The sequence below is a fragment of the Ruegeria sp. CG8 genome, assembly GCF_056537165.1.
This window is the reverse complement of sequence record NZ_JBQFRA010000005.1, coordinates 73,085-99,351: the sequence shown is the minus strand read 5'-3', so window position 1 is coordinate 99,351 and position 26,267 is coordinate 73,085. Positions and strand designations below refer to the sequence as shown.

Genomic DNA, 26,267 nt, shown 5'->3' with positions numbered 1-26,267 from the left:
CCATTTGGTCTCAGAAATGCCCGGCTTTCGTCAGGGTAGCGCGCGCTCCATCAAGATTGCATCTACTTTGTCAGCCTTGCCGCGCCGGTAATATCCCGGCCGAAGACCGCAGCGCGCATAGCCGCAACTTTGGTAGAGTGCAATGGCGGCCGCGTTGTCCGATGCCACCTCAAGAAACGCCCGGCGCGCACCCAGATCGTGAGCCTTGTCATGCCAAGCCTGCATGCAGGCGCGGCCCAGACCCTGCCGCTGATGATCGGGATGCGTCGCGATGGTCAGCAGCTCGGCCTCGTCGCCGATGACCTGGATCAGGGCAAATGCTGTTTTGTTTCCAACGACATGGGTGAAGCGGCTGGCAAGCAGATCAGCGAATTCATCATTAGTCCAGGGGCGGGACTGGGTGAAAGCCGCGCCGTGGGTCTCGGCCATTTCCTGTGGGGTCATGGGTCCAGCAATGGCGGCGGCGTATCGCGCGACGGGGCGGCGTCTGCGGCACGAACGTACAGTGGGGCCGGGGGACCTGACACAAGGTCAACACGTTCGGATGCAATCCGGGCGATGGCCCGGACGACTGCATTCGCATCGTCGCACAAAAACAGGGCGCCAAGTGATTCTGCCTGTTCCTGCGTCATCAGCTGCGGCGTCCCGTCGGGCGCTTGCAGGTAAACATGTTCCCGGGGGGCTGGAATGGCTGGGGTCCGCCCTTCAGGTGCCAAAGCCGCAAGGGCTTCAAGGCCCGAAACGCCGATTGCCGGTTTGTTCAATCCAAGCGCCAGCCCCCGGGCGGCAGAGACCGAGATGCGAATTCCAGTGAAATTGCCCGGACCCGTCCCGACACCGATCGCGTCGATATCCGCCCAAGAAACCCCGCCTTCTGCCAGGATGTCCTGAAGCAGCGGCATCAGGCGTTCTGCCTGGCCTCGGGTCATGGTTTCGGCGCGGCTCAAGACGATGTCTGGCCCGCGCAGCAAAGCGGCCGCGCAATGCGCGGCCGATGTGTCAAATGCCAGAATTGTTTGATCAGACGGCAACAGGGCGAACCTCGGTCACCTCGGGGATGTAATGACGCAGCAGGTTCTCGATTCCCATCTTCAGGGTCAGCGTCGAGGACGGGCAGCCTGCGCAGGCCCCTTGCATATGCAGGTAGACGACGCCGCGGTCAAAGCCGTGGAAGGTGATGTCGCCGCCGTCCTGCGCCACGGCGGGGCGCACGCGGCTGTCCAGCAATTCCTTGATCTGGTTGACGATTTCCGAGTCCTCACCCGAATGTTCAGCATGGCCGGACGCGGTTTCCACCCCGGCCCCCATCACCGGCTGGCCGGACTGGTAGTGCTCCATCACGGCGCCCAGGATGGCAGGTTTGATGTGGTCCCACTGCACGCCGTCGTCTTTGGTGACGGTTACGAAATCATTGCCGAAGAAAACTCCGGTCACACCGCTGACCGCAAAGATGCGCTGCGCCAGCGGCGAGTTCTGCGCGGCTTCGGCGGTCGGGAAATCCGCTGTACCGGCCTCGAGCACGGTCTGACCGGGCAGGAATTTCAGCGTGGCCGGGTTGGGTGTGGATTCGGTCTGGATGAACATGGCGCGCTCCGTATCAGTTGGCTCTGATATGCGCGTCAGCGGCCGGGAAGTCAAGATTTGGAACGGTTCTAAATCGCTGCAGCCTGTCGGATGGCCATGTCCAGTCGGTCATCGCCCCAGTAAAGCTCCTCATCCACGACAAAACTGGGGGCGCCGAAGATCCCCAGCGATTTGGCGCGGGCAACCTGGTCAAACAGAGCACTCTTGATGTCAGAGTCTGCGGTTCGGTCGATCATGTCCTCGGGGAGGCCGGCGGCGGACAGGGCGCTGCGCAGGACTGGCTCTACCGAAATGTTCAGGCCTTGGCCAAACTGCGCGGCAAAAACGGCGCGGGAGAATGCAGCGCGCGCTTCACGTTGAGGGATGGCGAGCGCAAGGCGTGCGGCCTTCAGGCTGTTTTGCGGAAACTCGGCAGGTCGGGTCAAGGGCAGGTCACGCTGCCGGCACAGCCGTTCCATGTCGCGCCACATGTACCGCCCCTTGGCCGGATAGATGTTGAACGGTGAGGTTTTCCACCCCTGTTCGGCAAAAATGGGACCCAGAAGGAATGGCTGCCAGTCCACCTGCACGCCACAGGCTGCTGCGTCCTGTTCGACCCGCATGGCGCTGAGGTAGGAATAGGTCGAGGCGAAATCGAACCAGAAGTGCAGGGTGGCGGGCATCAGGTGATCTCTTCGAGCTTCTCCTTGCTCAGGTCGCCCGGAACGATGGTGATCGGAATCGGCAAGCTGCCGGAATTCCGCGTCAACTGAGTGACCAGTGGACCCGGGCCCTTCTTGTCGGTACCCGCACCCAGAACAAGGACGCCGATCTCGGGATCCGAGCGGACATGCTCAATGATCTGCGGAACGGGTTCACCCTCGCGGATCGCCAGTTCCGGCTCGATCCCCTGCTTGTCGCGCATCCATTTGGCAAATACCTCGAAATGCGCATGGATACGCTCGCGGGCTTCTTCCCGCATCACTTCGGCCACGCCGATCCAGTGGTTGAACTCGTCCGGAGGAATGACCGAGAGGATGGTCACCCCCCCGCCCGTATGCGCAGCACGCATTGCGGCGAAACGCATGGCGTTCAGGCACTCGCGGCTATCGTCAAGAACTACAAGGAACTTGCGCATGAATGTCCTCTTCGGTTTTCGGGATCATGCCCGAGCATTCGGTGTCTGGCAACTCGGGCCGCGACGGGCCTTCGCTTATTGGTTGCTGGCCGCCCAGTCCCAGTAGAGCGCGCGCGTGCGGCGCGTGATAGGGCCAATCTGATATTGCGTGTCGTCCAGTGCGGTCACGGGCGTGACCTTGTTCATGTTGCCGGACATGAACACTTCGTCCGCGTCGTGAAAATCGTCGAAGGTCAGAACAGTTTCGTGAACCGTCACACCGTCGCGCCGCAGATTGTCGATGTGCCGCGCACGGGTGATGCCTGCAAGGAAGGTGCCGTTCGGTGCCGGAGTAAACACCTCTCCATCCTTGGCCATGAAGATGTTGGCCGTTGCGGTTTCTGCCACGTTGCCCATGGCGTCGGTCACCAATGCGTTTGAAAACCCCTTGGATCGCGCTTCCGCCAGCATTCGGGCGTTATTTGGATACAGGCACCCGGCCTTGGCGTTGACGACCGCGCTTTCCAGAACCGGGCGGCGGAAGCGGGTGGTCGTCAGAGTGACCGAGGCCGCCTCGGGTGCCATTGGGATCTCTTCGAGGCAGATGGCGAAACCTGTGCTGTCACCCTGCGGTACGATCGCGGTCGCGTCGCCGTCGATCCCCCAGTACATCGGGCGAATGTAGACGGCGGCCTCGGTCGGGTATGCTTCCAGACCTTCGCGGATCAGTTCGACCATTTGTTCGGTGGTCACGGTCGGAGTGAGCATCAGCGCCTCGGCCGAGCGGTTCACCCGGTCGCAATGCGCGGCCAAATCCGGGGTCATGCCATCAAAGCGGCGGGCCCCGTCAAACACCGACGAACCCAACCAGGCCCCGTGGTCCGCAGCCCGCATGATCGGGGCATCACCATCGTGCCATTTGCCATCGAAATAAGTGCGGATATTCTTGCCGACTGCCATAGTGCCCTCCGTCAATTCCGCCGAACCGTAGGAGCGCGCGCGCCTGAGGTCCAGCAGATTATCCGGCGGCCATAGGCAACACGTCTCGCTTGACCATCGCGCGCAGGGCGAAGTTGGAGCGTAGGTTGCGGATGCCCGGAATCTGCATCAGCCGGTTCTCCAGGAACGCGTCGAACGCGGTCAGGTCACGCGCCACGACGCGCAGCAGGATGTCGCGCGAGCCGGTCATGAGGTAACACTCCATCACCTCGTCACAGCGCAGGATGGCGCGTTCGAAGGCGTCGATGGCGTTGCGGTCCTGTTTCTCAAGTTCGACCGACACGAAAATCGTGACGCCAAAGCCCAATTTCTCGGGGTCGACCTGCGCCGAGTACCCGGTGATCACCCCGTCGCGGCGCAGGCGGTCCAGGCGTCGCGCGCAGGGTGTGGGCGACAGGCCCACCTTTTCGGCCAGGTCCAGAACGGTCGTTCGGCCGTCCTGCTGCAGCGCGCGCACGATCTTGCGGTCAATCTGATCCATGGAGAAAATCCCTAAAAATGTCGGTTCAGTTTACCATTATCGCCAAGAGATATGTATTGGCCAGCATGTATTGGCGAAAATCGCTCGGTCCGATGTGGCAGACTCAGGCTGTCTTTCCGGAGGAGCAAAATGGAAATAACCACGATTGACGCGCCAGATCACGAGCGTGTGGTCGAATTCAAAGACGCCGCCAGCGGGCTTTCGGGCTTTGTGGCGATCCACTCCACGCAGTTGGGCCCGGCAGCGGGTGGCGTGCGGATGCGCACCTATGGCCACCCGTCCGAGGCGCTGGACGATGCGCTGCGCCTGTCGCAGGGCATGACCTACAAGAACGCCGCGGCCGATCTGCCGCTGGGCGGGGGCAAGGCCGTGATCATCGGCGACCCGAGTGCGGACAAGACGCCCCGGCTGCTGCAGGCCTTCGGGCGCGTGGTTCAGAGCCTCGGCGGCCAATACTGGACGGCCGAGGACATGGGGATGACCCCGGCCGACATGGCCCAGATCGGCACCGAAACCGAGTATGTCGCCGGTCTGCCCGATGGCCCCTTCGCCAGCGGCGACCCGTCACCCGTCACTGCCCGCGGGATCTTCAACGCCATCCGCGTCACCGCGCGGCATCGGTTCGGGTCCGACGACCTGGGCGGCAAGACCGTCTCGGTGCAGGGGCTGGGCCATGTGGGCGAACATCTGTGCGCACTGTTGCACGACGTCGGAGCGAAACTGGTGATCACCGACATCGATGCGGATCAGACCGCCCGGCTGGCGGACCGGTTCGCGGCGCAGGCCGTCGCGCCCGATGCGATCTATGCGGCCCAGGCGGATATTTTCGCGCCCTGCGCCATCGGCGGCATTCTGAACGAAACCAGCATTCCGCTGCTGAAGGTCGGCGCGGTGGCCGGAGGGGCCAACAACCAATTGGCGACCGATGCAGACGCGCAGCGCCTGCATGACCGCGGCATCCTCTATGCTCCGGATTTCGTGGCCAATGGCGGCGGGATCGTGAACGTCGCGACCGAGATCCTGAAGATCAAGGATCGCGAAGCCTGGGTCGGTCAGCGGCTCGAGGCGCTGGAGCGGACGATGGACCGCATCCTGACCCGCGCCAAGGTCGATGGCGTCAGCCCTCATGCGGTGGCCGAATCCATCGTCGAGGAAAAACTGCACCCGCAGGCCGCCTGACCTGCAACGAAAAACGCCGCCCCGGATCAGGGGCGGCGCTGAAGTTTCTGTCTGGGTCTCAGGCGCGGCCGGCGCCCACCATCCCCACGATCTCGTAGGTGCGGCTGAGGATCGGAGCCGCGATTTCCCGCGCCCGTTCTGCGCCACGGTCCAGAATCCTGTCGATCTCGGCCTGATCGCCCATCAGCCGCGCCATCTCGGTCGAGATCGGCGACAGCTTTGCGACCGCCAGATCGGCCAGCATCGGCTTGAATTCACCGAACTGCTTGCCGCCGACCTCGGCCAGAACCTGCTCGACCGTCTGATCGCTGAGCGCGGCATAGATGTTGACCAGGTTGCGCGCCTCGGGGCGGCCTTCCAGCCCGTCCACCTCCGAGGGTAGGGCATCGGGGTCGGTCTTGGCCTTGCGGATCTTCTTGGCGATGGTGTCGGCATCGTCGGTCATGTTGATCCGGCTCATGTCGGACGGGTCCGACTTGGACATCTTCTTGGCCCCGTCGCGCAGGCTCATCACGCGCGTCGCCGCGCCCTCGATCACCGGCTCGGTGATCGGGAAGAAATCGACGCCATAGTCGTGGTTGAACTTGATGGCGATGTCGCGGGTCAGCTCGAGATGCTGTTTCTGATCGTCGCCCACCGGCACATGGGTCGCGTGATAGACCAGAATGTCGGCCGCCATCAGCGAGGGATAGGCGAACAGGCCCAGCGAGGCGTTCTGCTGGTTCTTGCCGGCCTTGTCCTTCCACTGGGTCATGCGCTGCATCCAGCCCATGCGCGCGACACAGTTGAAGATCCAGGCCAGTTGCGCGTGCTCGGGCACCTGCGACTGGTTGAACAGGATCGACTGTTCCGGGTCGATGCCGGCGGCGATGAAGCCCGCGCACAGCTCGCGCGTGGAATGCGCCAGTTCCTTTGGATCCTGCCAGACGGTGATCGCGTGAAGATCGACCATGCAGTACACGGTCTCCATCTTCGGCCCCTGCATATCCACAAAACGCTTGAGCGCACCAAGGTAGTTGCCAAGATGCAGGTTTCCCGAGGGCTGAATGCCGGAAAACACGCGCGGCGTGAACTTGGTCTCGGTCATGGAAGGGAACTCCCGTCTGGAAAAATAAGCCTCCGTCGCTTACCCATGAGGCAAAGGGACGTCAACAGCCGCGAAAGGCCCGCCCAATGAGCAGCGAGCATTACACACCCCCCGTGAACCCCCTGCCGCCCGTGGTGGTGGCGCTGGTCTTGTTCATCATGGGGATCGAACTGGCCTTCACCCTCGGCACGCGCGGCCTGGTCGGCGGACCGGGCGCGGTGGGCTGGCGGCTGGAGGCGATCCAGCGCTACTCCTTCTCGGCCGACATCTTCGACTGGATGGTGATGAACGGGCGTTGGCCGGTCGAGCATGTGATCCGGTTCTTCACCTACCCCTTCGTGTCAGGCAGCTTCACCCAGGCGCTTTTTGTCTGCGTCTTCGTTTTGGCGATGGGCAAGATGGTGGGCGAGGTCTTTGGCGGTTTTGCGATGCTGGTGATCTTCGTGTTGTCCGGCGTGGGCGGGGCATTGGCCTATGCGGTGCTGCTGGACCCGCGCTATCCTCTGGTCGGGGGCTTTCCGCCGGTCTACGGCCTGATTGGCGCATTCACCTGGCTGCTGTGGCGTAGGCTGTCGCTGGTCGGAGAGAACCAGGCGCGGGCGTTCCAGTTGATCGCAGTGCTGATGGGCATTCAACTGCTGTTTGGGCTGATCTTCGGCGGCACCTCGGATTGGGTGGCCGACCTGGGTGGGTTCGCGACCGGGTTCGGGCTGTCGTTTTTCGTGGCGCCGGGCGGATGGGCGCGGCTGGTGGGGCGTATCCGGCGGGACTGAGGCGGTCAGGACCTTCGCAGGGTGGACCGGAACTCGGACAGACGGAATGCGCCCAGCAGGTGGCCCAGAAGGAAGTAAGACACTGCGGCGACAACGATCAGGCCCAGCAAGGCCAGATAGCGCCAGCCCGGAACCTCGAACGTCCAACCGAACAGCTGCATCGCCGCGATCAGCACCACACCCATTCCAATTGAAGCGGCCAATATCCTGGGCGCGCGGCGCTTGAACCGGTCGTCGAAACGGGCCTCCTCGCCCATGCGCCGGGCGCCTAGTGCCAACAGCGCCACCATGCCCCACCCGGCGGCCGAGGCCGCGATGGCCGGGGCAATCCAGCCGACGATCGGGTACAGCCCAAAGGCCAGCACGGCGTTGATGACCATCGCCACAACGGCATACCGGAAGGGCGAGCGGGTATCTTCGCGGGCGAAGAACAGCGGTTGCAGCAGCTTTTGCAGCATGAAGGCCGGCAGGCCGATGCCATAGACCGCCACGGCCAGTGCGGTGGCAGCCGTGTCTTCGGGGGTGAACTGTCCACGTTCGAACAGGACCGAGACCAGCGGCATTGGGATGAGCACGAAAGCCACGGTTGCCGGAATGGTCAGCAACAGGGTGAACTCTCCGGCGCGGGAAAAGGCGTTGCGCGCGCCATCGCCGTCCCCGGCGCGCAGGCGGCGCGACAGGTCGGGTAACAGCACGATGCCCACGGCGATGCCGACCACGCCCAGCGGCAGCTGATACAGCCGGTCGGCGGCAAAGAGCCAGCTGATGGCCTTTTCGGTCTTTGACGCGACCAGTTGCCCGACTACGAGATTGACCTGCGTCACACCCATGGCAAGTGCCGCCGGTACCGCGATCCGAACCATGTTGCGCATTTCAGGGCTGAGCTTCGGTCGGCCGAACCGGATGCGAATTCCGGCGCGTTCGGTGGCGACCCAAACCAGCGCCAGTTGAGCGACCCCGGCAATGGGTATGACGGCGATGAGCCAACGGATGACCTCGCCTCCGGTTGCCGCGCCTACGATCAGTGCCGTGCAGGCGAAGATGTTCAGCAGGACCGGAGCCGCTGCAGCGGCGGCGAATCGACCGGTGGCATTGAGAACCCCGGAAAACAGCGCGGCCAGAGACATGAACAGGATGTAGGGAAAGACGACATACCCGTAACCGACCGCCAGATCGAAACGTTCGTCGCCATAAAACCCTTCGGCCGTCAGCCAGACCAGCCCCGGCATGAACACCATGGCCAGCCCGACCAGCGCCAGAACGGCCGCCGCCAGCAGGTTGAACGCATCCTGCGCAAACCCCTGCGCGTCTTCGCCGCCTTCCAGCCGTTTCGAGAACATCGGAACGAAGGCTGCGTTGAAAGCGCCCTCGGCGAAGAACCGGCGGAACATGTTGGGCAGGCGGAAGGCTGCGACGAAAGCATCCATGACCGGCCCCGGCCCGATATAGGCTGTCAGCAGGATTTCCCGCAGAAAGCCCAGAATACGGCTGGCAAGGGTCCAGAACCCGACCGTGAACAGGCCCGAGAACAGGCGGATCTGCTTCATGAGGCCGCCCGCTCGGCGCCTTCGGTGATCGCGGTGCGCAGCTTGGCTTCCAGCGTCCTCTGCTTGGCCTCCGAGTAGTATTTGAGCCCGAACATGTCCTTGACGTAGAAGGTATCCACCACCTGCTCGCCATAGGTCGCGATCACGGCATTGGCGACATAGACATTGGCGGCGGCAAGGGTCCGGGCCAGATCGTAGAGCAGGCCGGGCCGGTCGCGGGTGTCGACTTCGATGATCGTGTAGATCTCGGACCCTTCATTGTCGAAGGTGATGTGCGTCGGGACGTTGAACGCCTTTTCCCGCTTCTTGATCTTGTCGCGGGACTTGAGCGCCTCGCGGGCCACCACCTCGCCCTTGAGGGTGCGGTGGATCATTTGGGTCAGGCGCGGCAGACGCGACAGTTCGAACGGGTGGCCGTCAGCGTCCTGAATCCAGAACGCGTCAGTCACGTAGCCGTCCTTGGTGGTATAGCTGCGGGCATCGACCACGTTTGCGCCCACAAGCGCCAGCGCACCGGCAATCCGGGAAAAGATGCCGGGATGGTCGGCCATGGCAAAGCACGCCCGCGTCGCATCCCGGTCTTCGTCCGGGTGCAGCCGGATTTCCATCGCCGCCGGATCCGCACTTTTTTCCAGCGCGCGCAGCATTTCGGCGAACTCGACATGGGTCGAGAGGTTGAGCCCCTGCCAATACGGATCGTAGTGCCGACCGGTTTCCGTCTTGAGGTCGGCCTTGGACCAGGCTGACAACGCGTCACGCAGCGCTTTCTTGGCCTCGGCGCCACGATTGGCACGGTTGAGGTCCTCCATGCCGGTTTCCAGCGCGCGCTTGGTTTCCGCGTGCAAGGCCCGTAGCAGGGTGGCCTTCCAGTTGTTCCAGGTGTTCGGCCCAACGCCGCGGATGTCGCAGACTGTCAGGACCGTCAGCAGATCCAGCCGTTTGACGGTCTGAACCGCCTTGGCAAAGTCGCGCACCGTGCGCGGGTCCGAGATGTCACGCTTCTGCGCCATGTCCGACATCAGCAGGTGATACCGCACCAGCCATTCGACGGTTTCGCATTCTTTCTTGTTCAACCCCAGCCGAGGCGCGACCGTCCGTGCGATCTTGGCCCCCAGGATCGAGTGATCCTCGGGGCGGCCCTTGGCGATGTCGTGCAACAGCAGAGCGACGTAAAGCACACGCCGGTTCACTCCGCCCTCGAGGATCGACGAGGCCAGCGGCAGCGCTTCGACAAGTTCGCCCCGTTCGATCTGCGCCAGGTTGATGATACACTGGATCGTGTGCTCGTCCACCGTGTAGCTGTGGTACATATTGAACTGCATCATCGCCACGATGGGCTCGAACTCGGGGATGAAGGCCGACAGAACGCCCAACTCGTTCATGCGGCGCAGCGCGCGTTCGGGATTGCCGTGTTTCAGCATCAGATCCAGAAAGATGCGCCTCGCCTCTTTGTCGTTGCGCATTTCGTCATCGATCAGGTGCAGGTTGGCCGTGACCAGCCGCATCGCATCGGGATGGATCAGCATACCCGTGCGCAGGCCTTCCTCGAACAGACGCAGTAGATTCAGCTTGTCGGACAAAAAGCTTCTTGGGTCGGCCACATCCAGTCGGCCATGAACAACCCTATAGCCCGGCTTGACCCGTGGCTTGCGGCTGAAGATGCGTTCCAGCAACGGCGCGTTCTTCATATGTGCCGCTTCAAGCTTGGTCAGGAAGATCCGTGTCAGCTCTCCCACCTGAGTGGCTTCTCGGAAATAGCGTTGCATGAAGATTTCGACGGCCCGGCGGCCGGCTCGGTCTTCGTAACCCATGCGGTCGGCCACCTCGACCTGCAGATCAAAGGTCAACTGTTCGGTTGCGCGCCGTGTCACCAGATGAAGATGCGAACGTACGGCCCAAAGGAAATCCTCGGCCTGCACGAACGTGTTGAATTCGTCCTGGGTGAACAGCCCCAGCGGGACAAGTTCAGCCACGTCCTGAACGCCATAGATGTATTTGGCGATCCAGTACAGCGACTGCAGGTCACGAAGGCCGCCTTTACCTTCTTTCACGTTCGGTTCGACCATGTAACGCTCGCCCTGCTTGTGGTGGCGTTCGTCGCGTTCATGCAGTTTGGCTTCGATGAATTCGCGTTCGGTTCCTTTGAACAGCTCGGATTTCAGCCGGCTTTCCAGCTCATCCGCAAGGTCCCGATCACCGGCCAGATAGCGCTGTTCCAGCATCGCTGTCCGGATCGTGAAATCCTCGTCTCCCAGACGCAGGCAATCACGGATCGTGCGCGAGGAATGCCCGACTTTCAGCCGTAGATCCCACAGGATGTACAGCATCGACTCGATCACGCTCTCGGCCCAGGCGGTGATCTTGTAAGGAGTCAGAAACAGCAGATCGACATCCGAAAACGGCGCCATCTCGCCGCGCCCATAGCCGCCCACCGCCAAAACCGCCATCTTCTCGCCCTGGGTCGGGTTGGCCAATGGATGCAGATGCTGTCCGGCCACGGTCATCGCGGCGCAGACCAGCCCATCGGTCAGATAGGTGTAGGATCGCGTCAACGGCCGGGCGTCAAAGGGCCGGGCGGCGAACGCCTCTTCGATGGCCTGACGCCCGGATTTCTGAGCGTCCCGCAGGATCCGGACGGCCTCGTTTCGGGCTGCGGCCGTTTCCGGAATGTCTTTCAGGGCCTTCGACAGCAGCGCGTTGACCTTTTCGCCATCGAAGATTTCGCTGGCGTCGCAGATCAATGCGCCAGCCGGCGCGGGGATCGTCACAAGCTGATCAGAAACCGGCGCCAGAGAAGCTTTGCGGGGCAGGGTCAATCACAACTACCTGTTTGTTCTGGATCGTGGCCACGGCCAGACCTCGTTCATTCGTACCGTTCGGGCGCAGACGGAAAATACCGCCAACACCCTGGAACCCGGCATTCTGGGTCAGGGCCGCGGCGGAGAGGGCATTGGACTTCCCTTGGCTGGCCAGAGCGCCAATGGCGGCGATGCCGTCATAGGCTAGGCCGCTGATCGGATGCGGTGCCTCGCCATAGGTCGCGTTGTAGCGCACGCGATAGGCCTGGGCCTTGGCAGGGTCAGGCAAGGCAAACCATCCGCCCTGCACTCCCGGCAGTTCCAGCGTCTGGGCCGGAATGTCCCAGCGTGTCAGGCCAATATATTGCACGGTTGCCGGTGAGACACCGGCCTCGGGCAGCAACTGGCTGAAAAGCGGCAGCGCGCCGGCGGTCGTGGCGGTCAAAAAGAGTGAATCCGCCCCCGTCGAGTCTACAGTTGCCTTGATTGCAGGAATGGCGTCGATCACGCCCTGCTGAGATCGATCAAAACCGACCACACCCGCATTCGTCACACGGCTGTTGCCAAGTGCGTTCGAGATCGCCGCCTGGCCCAATTGGCCTGCCGCATCGTTGCTGTGCACGATGACGGTGCTTTTCTTTCCCTGTTTGCCGGCGTAGCTGACAAGCCGGTTGGCCGTGTTGTCGAAGGTCGGGCCAAGAACAAACACGTTTCCGCCGGCAATGCTTGTATTGTTCGAGAAGGATAGAACGTTCACGTTCTTGCTCAGAACCGCAAGGCCCGCAGCATTGGCGGCCTGCGCGTAGACCGGTCCCAGAATGACCTTAGCGCCGTCGGCAACGGCCTGTTGTGCAACTGCGGCTGCCGTGTTCGGATTGCCGGCAGTGTCATAGACGCGAAGATCGATCTTGACGTTGTTCAGATCGGCCATGGCCAGCCGGGCAGCGTTCTCAAGGCTTTGCGCCAACGCGGCGTCGCCCGATTTGGGCACCAGCAGGGCAACGGGGATCGGCTCTGACGTGTCTATCGACGGTCCGCGCCCGGTGGCACCGGGTTCGCAGGCGGCCAAAAATGCCGCCGCGGTCAGGCCGATGGCGAATTTCGCCAGTTTGCGAACGGGCTTGCAAACGGTAAACATCTAAATGAAAACTCCCTGATCCGGCGGCAAAGAACGCTGCTGTTCTATCACGCCGCGATAATAAACGTCACGCTGCGAGGGTCCAGCTTTGAATTTCCAAAAGGTAAGATTGGCTGGGGGGCTGTATTTTGTTGCCACTCCGATCGGAACGGCGCGCGACATTACGCTCAGGGCGCTGGACGTTCTGGCCTCGGCTGATGTGATCGCGGCGGAAGATACACGCAGCCTGCGCAGATTGATGGAGATTCACGGTGTACCCCTCGAAGGGCGGCGCATCCTGGCCTATCACGACCACAGCGGCACGGCTGCGCGTGAAAAACTGATTGACGAACTGTCACAGGGCAAGTCCGTGGCCTACGCGTCCGAGGCCGGCATGCCCCTGATCGCCGACCCGGGCTATGACCTGGGCAAGCAGGCGGCCGAGGCCGGGTTCAGCGTGACCTGCGCCCCCGGAGCGTCAGCCGTCGTGACGGCGCTGACCCTGGCGGGCTTGCCAACGGACGCCTTTTTTTTCGCCGGATTCCTGCCGAATGCGTCCGGCGCCCGCCGAACACGGATCGAGGCGTTGCGGGATGTTCCCGGGACGCTGGTGTTCTATGAATCCCCCAAGCGTTTGGGGGCGTGCTTGTCGGATCTGGCGCAGGTTCTGGGTGGCGAGCGTCAGGCCGCGGTCTGTCGTGAGCTGACCAAGAAGTTCGAAGAAGTCCGGCGGGCTAGCCTTGCAGAGCTGTCCGAACAGTATCGAGGTACCACTGTGAAGGGCGAGATAGTCTTGCTGGTGGACCGCGCCCATTCACAAGCCGTTAACGATTCAGATGTAGAAGAGGCGCTGCGACAGGCTCTGGAAACGCACTCGGTCCGGGATGCGGCAGATCTGGTGTCCAGGATGTATGATTTGCCACGGCGGCCGATCTACCAGAAGGCCCTAAAGATAGGAAAGGGATGATATGGCGCGACGGTCGGTCCAGGGCTCGGTTTCCTATCACGCCGGGCAGGCGGCCGAGCAGAGCGTCGCTGCCGATTACGAAAGCCGAGGGTTCAAGGTCTGTCACAGGCGCTGGCGCGGCGCGGGGGGCGAGATCGACCTGATCGTCCGGGATGCGCAGGGCCTTGTGTTTGTCGAGGTCAAGAAGAGCCAAACCTTCGACAGCGCCGCCGCGCGGATCAGCAAGCGTCAGATCGACCGGATATGCGCCTCGGCGGCGCAGTATTTGGCGCAGGAACCGGGCGGTCAGCTGACTGATGTCCGGTTCGATGCGGCTCTGGTGGATGCAACAGGCGCAGTGCAAATCGTCGAAAACGCTTTTGGTCAGGGCTGATCGCCATTGAACACCCGTCCCCGCTGGGCCATGTATCTGGCGTGACTACGAGGGACACGCCATGAAAATCGCTTTTCAGATGGACCCGATCGGGGCCGTGGACATCAATGCCGACAGCTCGTTCCGGCTGGCCGAAGAAGCCCAGGCCCGTGGGCACCAACTGTTTTACTACGGACCCGACCAGCTGGCCTATCAAGAGGGGCGCATCACCGCCCGCGGTCACGACATGACGGTGCAGCGGGTTGCGGACCAGCCGGCGGTTCTGGGGCCTGAGCGCGAGGTTGATCTGGCGGATTTCGATGTCGTCTGGCTGCGGCAGGACCCGCCGTTTGACATGCACTATATCACGTCCACGCACCTGCTGGATCGGTTGCGTGGGCAGGCTCTGGTGGTGAATGACCCGTTCTGGGTGCGCAACTACCCGGAAAAACTGCTGGTTCTGGATTTTCCCGACCTGACTCCGCCCACCACGATCGCCCGCGATCTGCAGACCATCAAGGCGTTCAAGGAAAAGCACGGCGACATCATCCTCAAGCCGCTCTATGGCAATGGCGGGGCTGGCGTGTTCCGGCTGGATGCCGATGACCGCAACCTGACCTCGTTGCACGAGCTGTTCACCGGTTTCTCGCGAGAGCCGCTGATCGTTCAGAAATTCCTTCCGGATGTGCGCAACGGCGACAAGCGGGTGATCCTGGTCGATGGCGAACCGGTCGGTGCGATCAACCGCGTTCCGGCCGAGGGTGAGACCCGGTCGAACATGCATGTGGGCGGCCGCCCCGAAAAGATTGGCCTGACCGACCGCGATCTTGAGATTTGCGCGGCCATCGGACCGCTGCTGAGGGAAAAGGGCCAGATCTTTGTGGGTATCGACGTGATCGGAGACTATCTGACCGAAATCAACGTGACCTCGCCCACTGGAATTCAGGAATTGGAGCGGTTCAACGGTACAAATATCGCCGAAAAGATCTGGCAGGCGATCGAGGCCAAGGTCTAAGCCGCAACGCGGGCGCTGATCCTATAGCTCAGCGCCTCGGCCACGTGGGGGCGACGCACATCGGGCGCGCCCTCGAGATCGGCAATGGTGCGGGCCACGCGCAGAATGCGGTGGTAGGCCCGTGCCGACAGGCCGAACCGCTCGGCCGCCTTGACCAACAGGTCCTTGCCCTCGGCATCTGGAGCGGAGACCTCTTCCAGCAGATTGCCCTCGATATCGGCGTTCTGGCGAATGCCGGGCGTGTCCTGAAAGCGCCTGGCCTGAACACCGCGCGCCTGCTGCACCCTCGTGGCGACGGTGGCCGAGCTGTCTCCGGATGGCGGCAGGTCAAGGTCGGTAAAGCCCACGGGCGGCACCTCGATCCTCAGGTCGAATCGGTCCATCAGCGGCCCCGAGATGCGGCCCAGATAGTCCTCGCCGCACACGGGTGCGCGCGAGCAGGCGCGCGACGGGTCGCTGAGATATCCGCATTTGCAGGGGTTCGCCGCCGCCACCAGCATGAACCGGCAGGGGTATTTCACATGGGCGTTGGCGCGGGCGACCATGACCTCGCCTGTCTCGATGGGCTGGCGCAGGGTTTCCAGAACCGTTCGCGGAAACTCGGGGAATTCGTCCATGAACAGCACGCCGTTGTGGGCCAGGGAAATTTCGCCGGGTTTTGCGCCTTTCCCGCCGCCCACGATCGCCGCCATCGACGCCGTGTGATGCGGTTCGCGGAACGGGCGGGTCCGGCTGATGCCGCCTTCGTCCAGCATGCCGCACAGCGATTGGATCATCGAGGTCTCGAGCGCCTCGGTGGGCGTCAACGGCGGCAGGATGCCGGGCAACCGGGCGGCCAGCATGGATTTGCCTGACCCCGGCGTGCCGATCATGATCATGTGGTGACGGCCGGCCGCTGCGATTTCCAGCGCGCGTTTTGCCCGTTCCTGCCCTTTGACGTCGCGCAGATCGCGGGTCGAGGGCTCCAACCTGACCTCGCCGGGCTGGGCGACCGGCAGGGGCGACTGGCCGGTGAAATGGCGCACGACGTCGGCGAGGGACGCAGCCCCGATCACCTGGGTCGCATCGACCCAGGCCGCCTCGGCACCTGACGCGCGCGGACACAGCAGCGTGCGGCCCTCGGCCGCGGCGGTCATCGCGGCGGGCAGGGCGCCGGCCACGGGCACCAATGAGCCGTCCAGCGAAAGTTCGCCCAGAGCCATGGTGCCTTCGGCGGCGTCGGCGGGCAGGATGTCTATCGCACAGAGCAGGGCCAGCGCGATCGGCAGGTCGAAATGGCTGCCTTCCTTGGGCAGGTCGGCGGGCGACAGGTTGATCGTGATGCGTTTGGAGGGCAGCGCAATGGCCATCGCGCTGAGCGCACTGCGCACGCGTTCGCGGGCCTCGGACACGGCCTTGTCCGGCAGGCCGACGATTGAAAAGGCGGGCAGCCCGGGAGAGACGGCGCATTGCACCTCGACCGGGCGGGCCTCGACCCCCTGAAAGGCAACGGTATGAGCGCGGGCGACCATGGCGATCCTGTTCTTGGTTAACGGGACCTTGCTGCCATGGCTTCGGTTTAGGAATGGTTAACGGTCACACCGCTTGCCGGATCATTTGCGTGAATTTCGGCCACGCTCCGGGGTCGGCCACGGTTTTGTCGCGGCAGAAGGTGTTGCAGAAGCCCCATCGATTTCCATCCAGCTCCAGAAATGCGGTCACTGGCTTGCCGGAATAGGGGCAGCGGTCATTGACCGAAGGCCCCGCCTCAACCGCGCGGGCCGTCGAGGCCCCGCCGATCGGCCAGGGCTCGGCGTCGAGCGGCTGGTCATAGGGGAACGGGTCGTAGTCGACAGTCAGCCCCATCGCGCGCCATTGCCGAACCGCCGGGTCTGACAACAATTCCATGCAGTAATCGCGGCTCTGCACTGACACGGGCAGACCATAGCCGATGATCCGGGCTGCGACCGGCGTATAGAACACATCGGCCAGCGAATAGCTACCGAACAATGGGCCGGTATCCGTGCCTGAGATTTTGCGCGCATGCGCCCACAGGGTCTCGATCCGGGTCAGATCGGCGCGGGTTTCGTCGGACGGCTCGAACCCTTTCCAGCGGTGTTTGAGCTGCATGGGGCAGGCCGACCGCAGCGCGTGGAACCCGGCGACCATCTCGGCACACAGCCAACGGGCGGTTGCGCGGACGGCGGCGTCTTGGGGCCACAGCCCGGCATCGGGGTGTCGTTCGGCCAGCGTCTCGGCCATGGCGAGGCTTTCGCCGACCACCGTGCCGTCGGGCAGGCGCAGCGCAGGGACCAGACGGGCCGGGGCCAGCGGCTGCATGTCCCGGGCCATCGTGCCCGAATACAGGCCGATCATGTGGGTCGTGTAGGGCACGCCGAATTTTTCCAGCATAAGCCAGCCGCGCATGGACCAACTGGAAAACAGGCGGTCCCCGATGAAAAGGTCATATGTCATGGCCCGAGGATGGTCGAACGCCCGATATCAGTAAAACGCTGATTTGTGCGCGTTGTGTTCACGGAAGATGATTGATCCGGCCGACCGACCAGGTTTTGCCGTCAACGGCCAGCTCAGTCACCGACAGGTTATCGATGCGATGGGCAAAGGTCTGTTGCGCGTCCAGGTCAAGGGTGCGCTGTACCTGGGTCAGGATCACGCCGAAATGGGCCACGATGACCAGATCGGCGCCGGTATGCATACCGATCAACCCGTCGATCGCCGCGTCGACCCGCGCGCGGACCGCGTTCCAGCTTTCGCCGTTGGGCGGGCGCACGTCGCCGGGGCTGTCCCAATATGCAAAGGCCAACTCGGGGTCTTCGGCCTCGATCTCGGCGAATGCGCGCATTTCCCAGGTGCCGAAATGGATCTCGCGCAGGTCGGGATGGTGCGGCAGCCGGCGGCGTGTGCCCTGAATGGCCGTGGCCGTATCCGCGGCGCGCGACAGGTCCGACGAAATGACCAGCGCATCCTGCGGCAGGTGGTCATGCAGGCGCGCGATGGCCGCGTGGTCGCTCAGGTCGGCGGGAATATCGGACCAGCCCACCATCGTTTTGGCATGGGTCGGGCCATGGCGGACAAGATATAACCGGGTCACGGCAACTGGCCTTTCAAAATCTGCGGCAGCCCCGCGATGACCTGAACCACAAGGTCGGCTTGGGCGGCGAGGGCGATGTTCAACCGCCCCTGCGCCTCGCGGAATTTGCGGGCCAGCGCATTGTCGGGGACGATACCGTGCCCCACCTCGTTCGAGACGATCACGACCTGCGCGGGGCAGGTCCGTAGCGCGGCCAGAAGGGCGGCCTGTTCCTGTTCAAGATCGCTGCCGGCCAGCAGGTGATTGCTGAGCCACATCGTGGCGCAATCGATAAGACAGACCTGATCCCGGCTCAGCCCCGCCAGCGCCGGGCGCAGGTCCATCGGGGCTTCGATCGTGTGCCAGCCGTCGCCTCTTTGATCCACATGGCGCCTGATTTTTAGGCGCATCTCATTATCAAACACTTGTGATGTTGCCAGGTAGATGCGGGTTTTTCCTGTTGAAACAACGAGTTGCTCGGCAAATGCAGATTTTCCCGATGCCGCGCCACCCAGCACAAAGGTTAAATCGGGATGCATTTTTTACTACCTTTACAGTGATCCACCCGGTGCGCCCTTGCGTATCGACCATACGTCGGCAAGGCAAGACCGGCGGCGCCTACGACAGATGGGAGAGCTGCATGGCACTGGATAACCCGAACGACTTCTCGATGTCCCGGCAGGCTATGAAAGCCGAATTGCTGGATGCGGAAACCGAATTGCGCCTCGCCTATGCTTGGCGAGACGAGCGCGACGAACAGGCCCTTCACCGTTTGATAACGGCCTATATGCGTCTGGCCATTTCAATGGCGGCCAAGTTCAAACGCTATGGCGCGCCGATGAATGACCTGATCCAAGAGGCCGGGCTGGGCCTGATGAAGGCCGCTGACAAATTCGACCCGGATCGCGGGGTCCGCTTTTCGACCTATGCGGTGTGGTGGATCAAGGCCAGCATTCAGGATTACGTGATGCGCAACTGGTCGATGGTACGGACAGGTTCTACATCGTCCCAGAAATCCCTTTTCTTCAACATGCGTCGCGTGCAGGCTCGGCTGGAGCGCGAAGCCGCGACCGATGGTGTCGAATTGGACCGTCATCAGCTGCACCAGATGATCGCGGCCGAGATCGGTGTACCGCTGCGCGATGTGGAAATGATGCACGGCCGGTTGGCCGGCTCAGACTTTTCGCTGAACGCCGTTCAATCGGCTGACGAGGATGGTCGCGAGTGGATCGACGCGTTGGAGGATGATCGCGAGCAGGCTGCGGAAACTGTCGAGAACTGCCACGATACCCGCCAGTTGCGCGAATGGTTGATCACGGCGATGCAAGCGCTCAACGACCGGGAACGTTTCATCGTGCGCGAGCGCAAGCTGCGTGAGCCGGCGCGCACATTGGAAAGCCTCGGTCAGGAACTGGGTTTGTCCAAGGAACGCGTGCGACAGCTTGAGGCAGCGGCGTTCGTGAAGATGCGCAAGAACCTTGAAGCTCAATCGCGCGAGGTGCAACACTTCTTCGCATGAGACATCTTGCGATTCTGACGACGGCCGTGCTGTCGCTGACACTTTTGACCCGGCCAGTTCTGGCCGGGGAGCTTATCCCCGACGATATTTTGGCGCAGATGAGGGACGCCGATGTAGTGATCCTTGGTGAGGTTCACGACAACCCCCTACACCACCTGGTCCAGACCGAAGCGATTGCGGACATTGACCCGTCTGCAATGGTCTGGGAAATGGTAACCGAGGAAGGGGCTCAGAGACTGGCGCAGACTGCCGCCTCGAATCCCGAGGAGTTGTCACGCATCCTGAGATGGGCCGAAACGGGATGGCCGCCGCTCAGCATGTATTACCCTGTTTTCCAAGCATCAGAGGCTCCGGTATACGGAGCGATGGTGCCGCGCGCGGCAGCGCGAGCTGCGATGGAACGCGGTGCCGCAACGACCCTGGGCGCGGATGCGGCGCGATATGGGTTGAACATTCCGTTGGCGCCCGAGGATCAGGCGGCGCGCGAGGCCGAGCAATTGGCAGCGCATTGCAACGCACTTCCCGCCGACGCCTTGCCGCAACTGGTGGCGATCCAGCGTCTGCGCGATGCTGTTCTGACCCGGGCCATTCTGCGTGCAATTGATGAAACCGGCGGTCCGGTGGCGGTGATTACCGGAAACGGGCACGCGCGCAAGGATCAGGGCATTCCGACCTTTCTGTCGCGCCTGCGTCCGGGCCTGAAGGTCTTTGTTCTCGGTCAGGCCGAAGACGGTGTCGTGACCGGTGAATTTGACGCGGTGATTGACAGCCCCGCGGCCGAACGCGAAGACCCTTGCAAGGCCTTCGAGTCCCAGAATTAAGCGCTGGAACTCGGGGCATGGGTTGCATAGTGTCGAGGCCGAGCACGACCGGGAAGGGCTGAACATGCTGGCATCCAAACGGATCCTCCTGATCCTTGGCGGTGGGATCGCGGCCTACAAATCGCTGGATCTGATCCGAAGGTTGAAGGAGCGCGGGGCGGCGGTGACCCCGGTCCTGACCCGCGCTGCCGAGGAATTCGTGACCCCCTTGTCCGTGTCTGCACTTGCCGGTGAAAAAGCTTATCGTGATCTGTTCGACCTGACGGACGAGGCCGAGATGGGACATATCCAGCTGTCACGTTCGGCTGATCTGATCGTCGTGGCCCCGGCGACTGCGGATTTGATGGGAAAGATGGCCGGGGGTCTGGCCAATGATCTGGCATCGACCCTGTTGATGGCCACGGATACCCCTGTTTTATGTGCGCCGGCGATGAACGTGCGGATGTGGAACCATCCGGCAACGCGCCGGAACCACAAGCAGTTGATCGCGGACGGCGTCCGGTTTGTCGGACCCAATGACGGTGACATGGCTTGTGGCGAGTTCGGCCCCGGCCGCATGTCAGAACCTCTCGAAATCGTGGCGGCGGTCGAGTCTGCCTTGTCGGATGGCCCACTGAAGGGTAAGCGGATTCTCGTGACGTCGGGGCCGACGCATGAGCCGATTGATCCGGTTCGGTACATCGCAAACCGATCCTCGGGGGCGCAGGGGACGGCGATTGCCAACGCTTTGGCGGCCCTGGGGGCCGAAGTCGTTTTCGTAACCGGCCCCGCGGATGTGCCACCACCCCAGGGCGTCCAGGTTGTGCAGGTTGAGACTGCGCAACAAATGTCGGATGCGGTGGACGCGGCTCTGCCGGTGGATGCGGGCGTGTTTGCCGCAGCCGTGGCCGATTGGCGGGTAGACGGGGCATCAGACCGCAAGTTGAAGAAAAGCCGCGACGGAATGCCTGCACTGCAATTTGCCGAAAACCCGGACATCCTCAAACGGATTTCGCATCTGGAGACCGGCCGACCTAGCTTGGTCGTGGGTTTCGCCGCCGAGACGGATGATGTGATCGCCCACGCAACCGCCAAGCGGGCGCGTAAAGGGTGCGATTGGATCCTGGCCAATGATGTCAGTCCGGTGACCGGCATCATGGGTGGGGCCGAAAATGCGGTCATACTGATTTCGGATGCGGGTGCCGAGGAGTGGCCGCGCATGGGCAAGGACGCAGTGGCCGTACGGCTGGCGGAAAAGATCGCGGCCGCGCTGGCGGGGTGATGCGGTTGTTTGACAGAAGATGAAGGTTGGGATGCGCTGATGGTGGCAATCCGGGTGATCCGAGAAGACGGGGCCGATCCGGCCATTGCATTGCCGTCCTATGAAACGGCCGGGGCAGCCGGCGCGGATGTGCGGGCCAACCTGCCTGATCGAGGGTCGATCACCGTTCAACCCGGTGAGCGCGCCTTGGTCCCGACCGGCCTGCGGGTAGAGATTCCGGATGGATATGAGATCCAGGTGCGTCCGCGCTCGGGACTTGCGTTGAAACACGGGATCACGCTGCCGAACGCACCGGGCACGATCGACAGCGACTATCGCGGTCCCTTGGGGGTGATCGTGCTGAATGCGGGTCAGGAAGCCTTTGAAATCGGACATGGCGACAGAATTGCGCAGCTTGTCGTGGCCCCGGTGATCCAGGCGCGGTTCGAGATGGCGGACAGCCTGCAGGAGTCGCAGCGCGGTTCCGGTGGGTTCGGATCCACGGGGCGCGCCTGATGGTTCTGGTACTGGCACTGGCAGCGGGGTTGTGGGGGCTTGGCTACCTCGCTGGTGCCTCGCGTACAGCCCGTTGGGTGTCGGTATTGGTGTTGCTGGCAGGGGTGGTTCTGTCTCATCTGGTTTTGCCCGACGGGAACCCACTGCGCGAGGCCACAGGCGGCTCGGCCGCGATGTGGCTGATCCTGGGTGGTTTCGTTCTGCTTGCCATGGGTTATGGCGCTGTGGTGAAAGCCCTGCGGCGTCGGGCCAATCCACCGTCGGATATTCGTCCGAACAGCCCATCTGACCAGTTCAGCGAAGCCGAACTGGAGCGCTATGCCCGTCACATCGTCCTGCGCGAGCTTGGTGGACCCGGGCAGAAACGGATGAAGACTGCTCGGGTATTGGTGATCGGGGCAGGTGGATTGGGCGCACCGGCGCTGCAGTACCTTGCAGCCGCCGGCGTGGGCACGATTGGCGTCATTGACGATGACATGGTCGAGAATGCCAATCTGCAGCGGCAGGTAATCCATCGGGATGCAGACATCGGAATGCCCAAAGTCTTTTCTGCGCAGCAAGCAATGGAGGCGCAGAACCCTAATGTCATCGTTCGCCCCTATCACCGCCGCCTGACGGACGACATTGCGGCCGACCTGTTCGCGGATTATGACCTTATCCTCGACGGCACCGACAATTTCGAAACCCGGTATCTGGCCAACCGCACCGCCGTGGCTTTGGGCAAGCCCCTAATCTCAGGCGCGCTGTCCCAATGGGAAGGCCAGTTGAGCGTGTTTGACCCCGCCAACAACGCCCCTTGCTACCAATGCATTTTTCCCGAAGCGCCTGCGCCAGGTCTTGCGCCTTCCTGTGCCGAGGCCGGGGTGGTCGGGCCACTGCCGGGCGTGGTGGGGGCGATGATGGCGGTTGAGGCGGTCAAGGTAGTCACGGGTGCAGGTCAGGCCTTGCGTGGCGAGATGCTGATCTATGACGCGCTTTATGGCGAAAGCCGCAAGATCACCCTGTCCCGGCGGGACGATTGCCCGGTTTGCGGGCAATCCGTTTGATCGCGGCCACTGGACGATCTTGCCCTGCATTCCTAGCTTGACGCTTGAAGGAGACCCCAATGACCAATCCGATCCTGTCCGACTGGACGACCCCGTTTGAAATCGCGCCCTTTGCCGAAATCTCGGATGACGATTTTGCCCCGGCACTGGAAGCTGCTCTGCAGGCCCATGCCGACGAGATCGACACCATCGCGACGAATACCCAGCCCGCGAGTTTTGCCAACACGATCGAAGCGCTGGAAGCGGCGGGCGAGGCCTTGAACAAGGTCCTGTCGGTTTTCTTCACGGTCGCTGGCGCTGACAGCAACCCGGAGCGCGAAGCGTTGCAACGGGAGTTTTCGCCCAAGCTTGCAGCCCATTTCGCCGCGATTTCCTCGAACAAGGGGCTGTTCCAGCGTGTGGACGACCTTTGGACGAAACGAGATACGCTGGAGCTGACCGAGGAACAGGATCGGGTTTTGATGCTCACCCATCGCGGGTTCGTCCGCTCGGGTGCGGCGCTGCACGGTGCGGAAGATGCCCGGATGCAGGAGATCAAGGCGCGTCTGGCGTCATTGGGCACCGCGTTCACGCAAAACCTGCTGGCGGACGAGCGTGGCTGGTTCATGGAGCTGACTGAAGATGACCTGGCGGGACTGCCGGGTTTCGTTGTCGATGCGGCACACTCGGCCGGTCGGGAAAAAGGGGCCAAGGGGCCGGTTGTCACGCTGTCGCGGTCTCTGATCGTGCCGTTCCTGCAGTTCTCGCCACGTCGCGACTTGCGCGAAAAGGCTTACCGCGCCTGGGCGTCACGCGGGGCAAACGGAGGCGAGACCGACAACCGAGCGATTGCCGCCGAAATCCTTCAGCTACGCGAGGAACGGGCCAAGTTGCTGGGTTATGATAGCTTTGCGGCCTTCAAGCTCGAGACCGAGATGGCCCGAACCCCCGAACGGGTACGCGACTTGCTGATGCAGGTCTGGGCACCCGCCAAGGCCCGGGCCGAGGCCGACGCGGAGATCCTGACGCGAATGATGCAGGAGGATGGCGTCAACGGTCCGCTCGAACCCTGGGACTGGCGGTACTATGCCGCAAAACGGCGCAAGGCCGAGCATGATCTGGATGAGGCAGAACTCAAACCCTACCTGCAGCTAGAGCGCATGATCGAAGCCGCCTTTACCTGCGCCAATCGCTTGTTCGGGTTGGAGTTCGCGCCGTTGGACGTTCCGCTGTACCATCCGGATTGTCGAGCTTGGGAGGTGACCCGGCGTGGCAAACACGTTGCCGTGTTCATCGGAGACTATTTTGCGCGTGGATCGAAACGGTCGGGTGCGTGGTGCAGCGCGATGCGCGCGCAGGCCAAGTTTCCCAAGGTCCAGACGCCAATCGTCATCAATGTTTGCAATTTCGCCAAGGGCGATCCGGCGCTGCTGTCATATGACGACGCACGGACCCTGTTTCATGAATTCGGGCACGCACTGCACCAGATGCTGTCGGATGTGACCTATGACAGCATCTCGGGGACCAGCGTTGCGCGGGATTTCGTGGAACTGCCCAGCCAACTGTATGAGCATTGGCTGGAAGTACCGGAGGTTCTGGCCGAGTTTGCAACTCATGCCGAAACCGGAACTCCGATGCCACCGCAATTGCTGGACAAAGTTCTGGGTGCCGCCAATTTCGATCAGGGTTTTCAGACGGTCGAATACGTCGCCTCGGCGCTGGTCGACCTGGCCTTTCACGACGGTCCGGCCCCGGCGGACCCCATGGCGAAGCAGGCTGAGGTTCTGGCCGAGATCGGGATGCCGCATGCCATCGGTATGCGCCACGCGACGCCGCATTTCGCTCATGTATTTGCGGGTGATGGTTACAGCTCGGGTTACTACAGCTACATGTGGTCCGAAGTGATGGATGCTGACGCATTTGCTGCCTTCGAAGAGGCAGGAGGCGCGTTTGATCCTGAGCGGGCGCAGGCTCTGGAGGACAACATTCTGTCCAAAGGAGGCTCGAAGGAGGCCGAGGATCTGTATCTGGCGTTCCGGGGCCGGTTGCCGGGTGTCGAAGCCCTGCTGAAAGGTCGGGGACTGGTGGACGCGTAGCGGTCGAATAGCGCCCGGCAAGACGGGGGCGGTGGCCCCCGATGGCCTTAGTACCCGAGTGCGCGGTCGACGAGATGCAGCAGCGGCCGTCCGGATTCGCTGCGTTGGATGTTTTCGCAGATCACCTGCGCAGCCGTTTCGGGCCGGGTTTCCGACGCGATATGCGGCGTGACGGTTACATTTGGATGCGCCCAGTACGGATGATCGGAGGGCAGCGGCTCGGTGCGGAACACATCCAGCGTGGCATGCCCAACTTGGCCGGTGTTCAGCGCCTGCAACAGCGCTTCGTCGTCAATCAGTGGGCCTCGGCCGGGGTTCAGAATTCGCGCACCTTTTGGCAGAAGTGCCAGAGTGTCCGCGTTCAGAGTGTTCTCCGTGGCTGCCGTTTCAGGCAGCAGCAGGACGAGTATCTCGGCCTGGCTCAGGGCGACGCGCAGCCCGTCCGGTCCGTGCAGGCACGTGACACCAGACAGTTCCTTGGCCGAACGGCTCCACCCTGTCACGTTGAAGTTCAACGCGGCCAGCGCCTGTGCCGCAGCCCGGCCCAGGGCGCCAAGTCCCAGAACGCAGACCGATCGCTGCGTGGCAAGCGGAGGCGGATCCGGGGCCCAAACCCCATCCTGGACCGTTATGTGTCGATCCATGCCCAGATGGTAGCGCAGAACGTGCCCCACGACCCATTCGGTCATGCCCTGGGTGAGACCGTAATCGACCATCCGGGCCAGCGGCACGGTCAGCGTGCCGTTCGAGGCTATCTTCTCGACACCGGCCCATAGGCTGAGCACGGCCTTCGCGCGCGAATAGGGCGTGAAATCAAGCAGCCCGCCATTGGGTGCATAGACGATGTAATCCACCTGATCGGGCGGCAGGTCGGTGGCGATAGTGGCTTTGATCCCTGCATTGGCCAGCCCGGTGTTCAACAAGGGCTCGTAAACCAGCCAAAGTGCCGGGCGGGCGGAAAACAGGACGTTCACGGACATGGTCG

General features: G+C 62.7%; 27 protein-coding genes. 11 read left to right on the top strand and 16 right to left on the bottom strand.

Annotation, left to right across the window (positions count from 1 at the left end):
* Positions 1-30: 30 nt before the first annotated feature.
* The 7 genes from rimI to ACR0EF_RS15320 all read right to left on the bottom strand — a co-directional run bounded on the left by rimI (position 31) and on the right by ACR0EF_RS15320 (position 4,160).
* Entirely contained in the window at positions 31-444 is a 414-nt protein-coding gene (rimI, locus tag ACR0EF_RS15350) for a ribosomal protein S18-alanine N-acetyltransferase (RefSeq protein WP_170360164.1), read from the bottom strand.
* Positions 441-1,031: a tRNA (adenosine(37)-N6)-threonylcarbamoyltransferase complex dimerization subunit type 1 TsaB gene (tsaB, locus tag ACR0EF_RS15345; RefSeq protein ID WP_170373068.1), complete on the bottom strand. Its 591-nt coding sequence runs from the start codon at positions 1,029-1,031 to the stop codon at positions 441-443. Before tsaB ends, rimI begins: the two co-directional genes overlap by 4 nt.
* Positions 1,021-1,584 (bottom strand): NifU family protein, encoded by a 564-nt coding sequence (locus ACR0EF_RS15340; RefSeq protein WP_093963451.1) that lies wholly within the window; start codon positions 1,582-1,584, stop codon positions 1,021-1,023. The genes tsaB and ACR0EF_RS15340 overlap by 11 nt, the downstream gene beginning before the upstream one ends.
* Positions 1,585-1,652: 68 nt before the next feature.
* Positions 1,653-2,246, bottom strand: coding sequence for a 2-hydroxychromene-2-carboxylate isomerase (locus ACR0EF_RS15335; RefSeq protein ID WP_170373067.1), 594 nt, complete (start codon positions 2,244-2,246; stop codon positions 1,653-1,655).
* The gene (locus ACR0EF_RS15330) at positions 2,246-2,701 is read right to left on the bottom strand and encodes a universal stress protein (protein WP_170342153.1); all 456 of its coding nucleotides are present in this window, start codon (positions 2,699-2,701) and stop codon (positions 2,246-2,248) included. The genes ACR0EF_RS15335 and ACR0EF_RS15330 overlap by 1 nt, the downstream gene beginning before the upstream one ends.
* 75 nt (positions 2,702-2,776) lie before the next feature.
* Positions 2,777-3,640: a branched-chain amino acid aminotransferase gene (locus ACR0EF_RS15325; protein ID WP_170360171.1), complete on the bottom strand. Its 864-nt coding sequence runs from the start codon at positions 3,638-3,640 to the stop codon at positions 2,777-2,779.
* A 58-nt stretch (positions 3,641-3,698) separates the two neighbouring features.
* Positions 3,699-4,160 (bottom strand): Lrp/AsnC family transcriptional regulator, encoded by a 462-nt coding sequence (locus tag ACR0EF_RS15320; RefSeq protein ID WP_170373066.1) that lies wholly within the window; start codon positions 4,158-4,160, stop codon positions 3,699-3,701.
* Between the two features lie 129 nt (positions 4,161-4,289).
* Between ACR0EF_RS15320 and ACR0EF_RS15315 the strand changes: the two genes are divergently transcribed.
* A complete protein-coding gene (locus ACR0EF_RS15315; RefSeq protein ID WP_170373065.1) occupies positions 4,290-5,339 on the top strand; it encodes a Glu/Leu/Phe/Val family dehydrogenase in 1,050 nt (349 codons plus the stop codon).
* Between the two features lie 58 nt (positions 5,340-5,397).
* Here the strand turns inward: ACR0EF_RS15315 and trpS are convergent, their stop codons facing one another.
* Positions 5,398-6,426 carry a tryptophan--tRNA ligase gene (trpS, locus tag ACR0EF_RS15310; protein WP_170373064.1) on the bottom strand — a complete coding sequence of 343 codons (1,029 nt, stop codon included), beginning with the start codon at positions 6,424-6,426 and terminating at the stop codon, positions 5,398-5,400.
* 86 nt (positions 6,427-6,512) lie between these two features.
* Between trpS and ACR0EF_RS15305 the strand changes: the two genes are divergently transcribed.
* Entirely contained in the window at positions 6,513-7,199 is a 687-nt protein-coding gene (locus ACR0EF_RS15305; RefSeq protein WP_170342144.1) for a rhomboid family intramembrane serine protease, read from the top strand.
* Positions 7,200-7,204: 5 nt separating this feature from the next.
* Here the strand turns inward: ACR0EF_RS15305 and murJ are convergent, their stop codons facing one another.
* The 3 genes from murJ to ACR0EF_RS15290 are packed head-to-tail and all read right to left on the bottom strand — an operon-like array spanning position 7,205 to position 12,682.
* Positions 7,205-8,746, bottom strand: coding sequence for a murein biosynthesis integral membrane protein MurJ (gene murJ, locus ACR0EF_RS15300; protein ID WP_170372205.1), 1,542 nt, complete (start codon positions 8,744-8,746; stop codon positions 7,205-7,207).
* Positions 8,743-11,562 carry a [protein-PII] uridylyltransferase gene (locus tag ACR0EF_RS15295; RefSeq protein ID WP_170373063.1) on the bottom strand — a complete coding sequence of 940 codons (2,820 nt, stop codon included), beginning with the start codon at positions 11,560-11,562 and terminating at the stop codon, positions 8,743-8,745. Before ACR0EF_RS15295 ends, murJ begins: the two co-directional genes overlap by 4 nt.
* Positions 11,522-12,682, bottom strand: a complete 1,161-nt coding sequence (locus tag ACR0EF_RS15290; protein ID WP_170372201.1) for a penicillin-binding protein activator — start codon at positions 12,680-12,682, stop codon at positions 11,522-11,524. Before ACR0EF_RS15290 ends, ACR0EF_RS15295 begins: the two co-directional genes overlap by 41 nt.
* Before the next feature lie 88 nt (positions 12,683-12,770).
* On the opposite strand from ACR0EF_RS15290, the gene rsmI reads away from it, so the two are divergent.
* The 3 genes from rsmI to gshB all read left to right on the top strand — a co-directional run bounded on the left by rsmI (position 12,771) and on the right by gshB (position 14,995).
* Entirely contained in the window at positions 12,771-13,628 is an 858-nt protein-coding gene (gene rsmI / locus ACR0EF_RS15285) for a 16S rRNA (cytidine(1402)-2'-O)-methyltransferase (RefSeq protein WP_170373062.1), read from the top strand.
* Position 13,629: 1 nt separating this feature from the next.
* Positions 13,630-14,001 (top strand): YraN family protein, encoded by a 372-nt coding sequence (locus ACR0EF_RS15280; protein ID WP_170373061.1) that lies wholly within the window; start codon positions 13,630-13,632, stop codon positions 13,999-14,001.
* Between the two features lie 61 nt (positions 14,002-14,062).
* The gene (gene gshB / locus ACR0EF_RS15275) at positions 14,063-14,995 is read left to right on the top strand and encodes a glutathione synthase (RefSeq protein ID WP_170343293.1); all 933 of its coding nucleotides are present in this window, start codon (positions 14,063-14,065) and stop codon (positions 14,993-14,995) included.
* On the opposite strand, the gene ACR0EF_RS15270 is transcribed toward gshB, so the two are convergent.
* The 4 genes from ACR0EF_RS15270 to cobU form a co-directional block, all read right to left on the bottom strand.
* Complete coding sequence (locus tag ACR0EF_RS15270; protein ID WP_170373060.1) at positions 14,992-16,506, bottom strand: YifB family Mg chelatase-like AAA ATPase; 1,515 nt, start codon at positions 16,504-16,506, stop codon at positions 14,992-14,994. The two genes, gshB and ACR0EF_RS15270, sit on opposite strands and share 4 nt — an antisense overlap.
* A gap of 64 nt (positions 16,507-16,570) precedes the next feature.
* Positions 16,571-17,449 (bottom strand): glutathione S-transferase, encoded by an 879-nt coding sequence (locus tag ACR0EF_RS15265; protein WP_170343291.1) that lies wholly within the window; start codon positions 17,447-17,449, stop codon positions 16,571-16,573.
* Between the two features lie 58 nt (positions 17,450-17,507).
* The gene (locus ACR0EF_RS15260; protein ID WP_170343290.1) at positions 17,508-18,086 is read right to left on the bottom strand and encodes a histidine phosphatase family protein; all 579 of its coding nucleotides are present in this window, start codon (positions 18,084-18,086) and stop codon (positions 17,508-17,510) included.
* Positions 18,083-18,604 carry a bifunctional adenosylcobinamide kinase/adenosylcobinamide-phosphate guanylyltransferase gene (gene cobU, locus ACR0EF_RS15255; RefSeq protein ID WP_170373059.1) on the bottom strand — a complete coding sequence of 174 codons (522 nt, stop codon included), beginning with the start codon at positions 18,602-18,604 and terminating at the stop codon, positions 18,083-18,085. Before cobU ends, ACR0EF_RS15260 begins: the two co-directional genes overlap by 4 nt.
* A 101-nt stretch (positions 18,605-18,705) precedes the next feature.
* Between cobU and ACR0EF_RS15250 the strand changes: the two genes are divergently transcribed.
* The 6 genes from ACR0EF_RS15250 to ACR0EF_RS15225 all read left to right on the top strand — a co-directional run bounded on the left by ACR0EF_RS15250 (position 18,706) and on the right by ACR0EF_RS15225 (position 25,282).
* The gene (locus ACR0EF_RS15250; RefSeq protein ID WP_170373058.1) at positions 18,706-19,584 is read left to right on the top strand and encodes an RNA polymerase factor sigma-32; all 879 of its coding nucleotides are present in this window, start codon (positions 18,706-18,708) and stop codon (positions 19,582-19,584) included.
* A complete protein-coding gene (locus ACR0EF_RS15245) occupies positions 19,581-20,405 on the top strand; it encodes a ChaN family lipoprotein (protein WP_170373057.1) in 825 nt (274 codons plus the stop codon). The genes ACR0EF_RS15250 and ACR0EF_RS15245 overlap by 4 nt, the downstream gene beginning before the upstream one ends.
* Before the next feature lie 64 nt (positions 20,406-20,469).
* On the top strand, positions 20,470-21,666 hold the full coding sequence (gene coaBC / locus ACR0EF_RS15240; protein ID WP_170373126.1) for a bifunctional phosphopantothenoylcysteine decarboxylase/phosphopantothenate--cysteine ligase CoaBC: 1,197 nt from the start codon (positions 20,470-20,472) through the stop codon (positions 21,664-21,666).
* 39 nt (positions 21,667-21,705) lie between these two features.
* The gene (gene dut / locus ACR0EF_RS15235; RefSeq protein ID WP_170373125.1) at positions 21,706-22,161 is read left to right on the top strand and encodes a dUTP diphosphatase; all 456 of its coding nucleotides are present in this window, start codon (positions 21,706-21,708) and stop codon (positions 22,159-22,161) included.
* Positions 22,161-23,207, top strand: coding sequence for a HesA/MoeB/ThiF family protein (locus tag ACR0EF_RS15230; protein ID WP_170373056.1), 1,047 nt, complete (start codon positions 22,161-22,163; stop codon positions 23,205-23,207). The genes dut and ACR0EF_RS15230 overlap by 1 nt, the downstream gene beginning before the upstream one ends.
* Before the next feature lie 59 nt (positions 23,208-23,266).
* Positions 23,267-25,282 (top strand): M3 family metallopeptidase, encoded by a 2,016-nt coding sequence (locus ACR0EF_RS15225; RefSeq protein ID WP_170373055.1) that lies wholly within the window; start codon positions 23,267-23,269, stop codon positions 25,280-25,282.
* A 47-nt stretch (positions 25,283-25,329) separates the two neighbouring features.
* Here the strand turns inward: ACR0EF_RS15225 and ACR0EF_RS15220 are convergent, their stop codons facing one another.
* Entirely contained in the window at positions 25,330-26,262 is a 933-nt protein-coding gene (locus ACR0EF_RS15220) for a 2-hydroxyacid dehydrogenase (protein WP_170373054.1), read from the bottom strand.
* Positions 26,263-26,267: the final 5 nt, after the last annotated feature.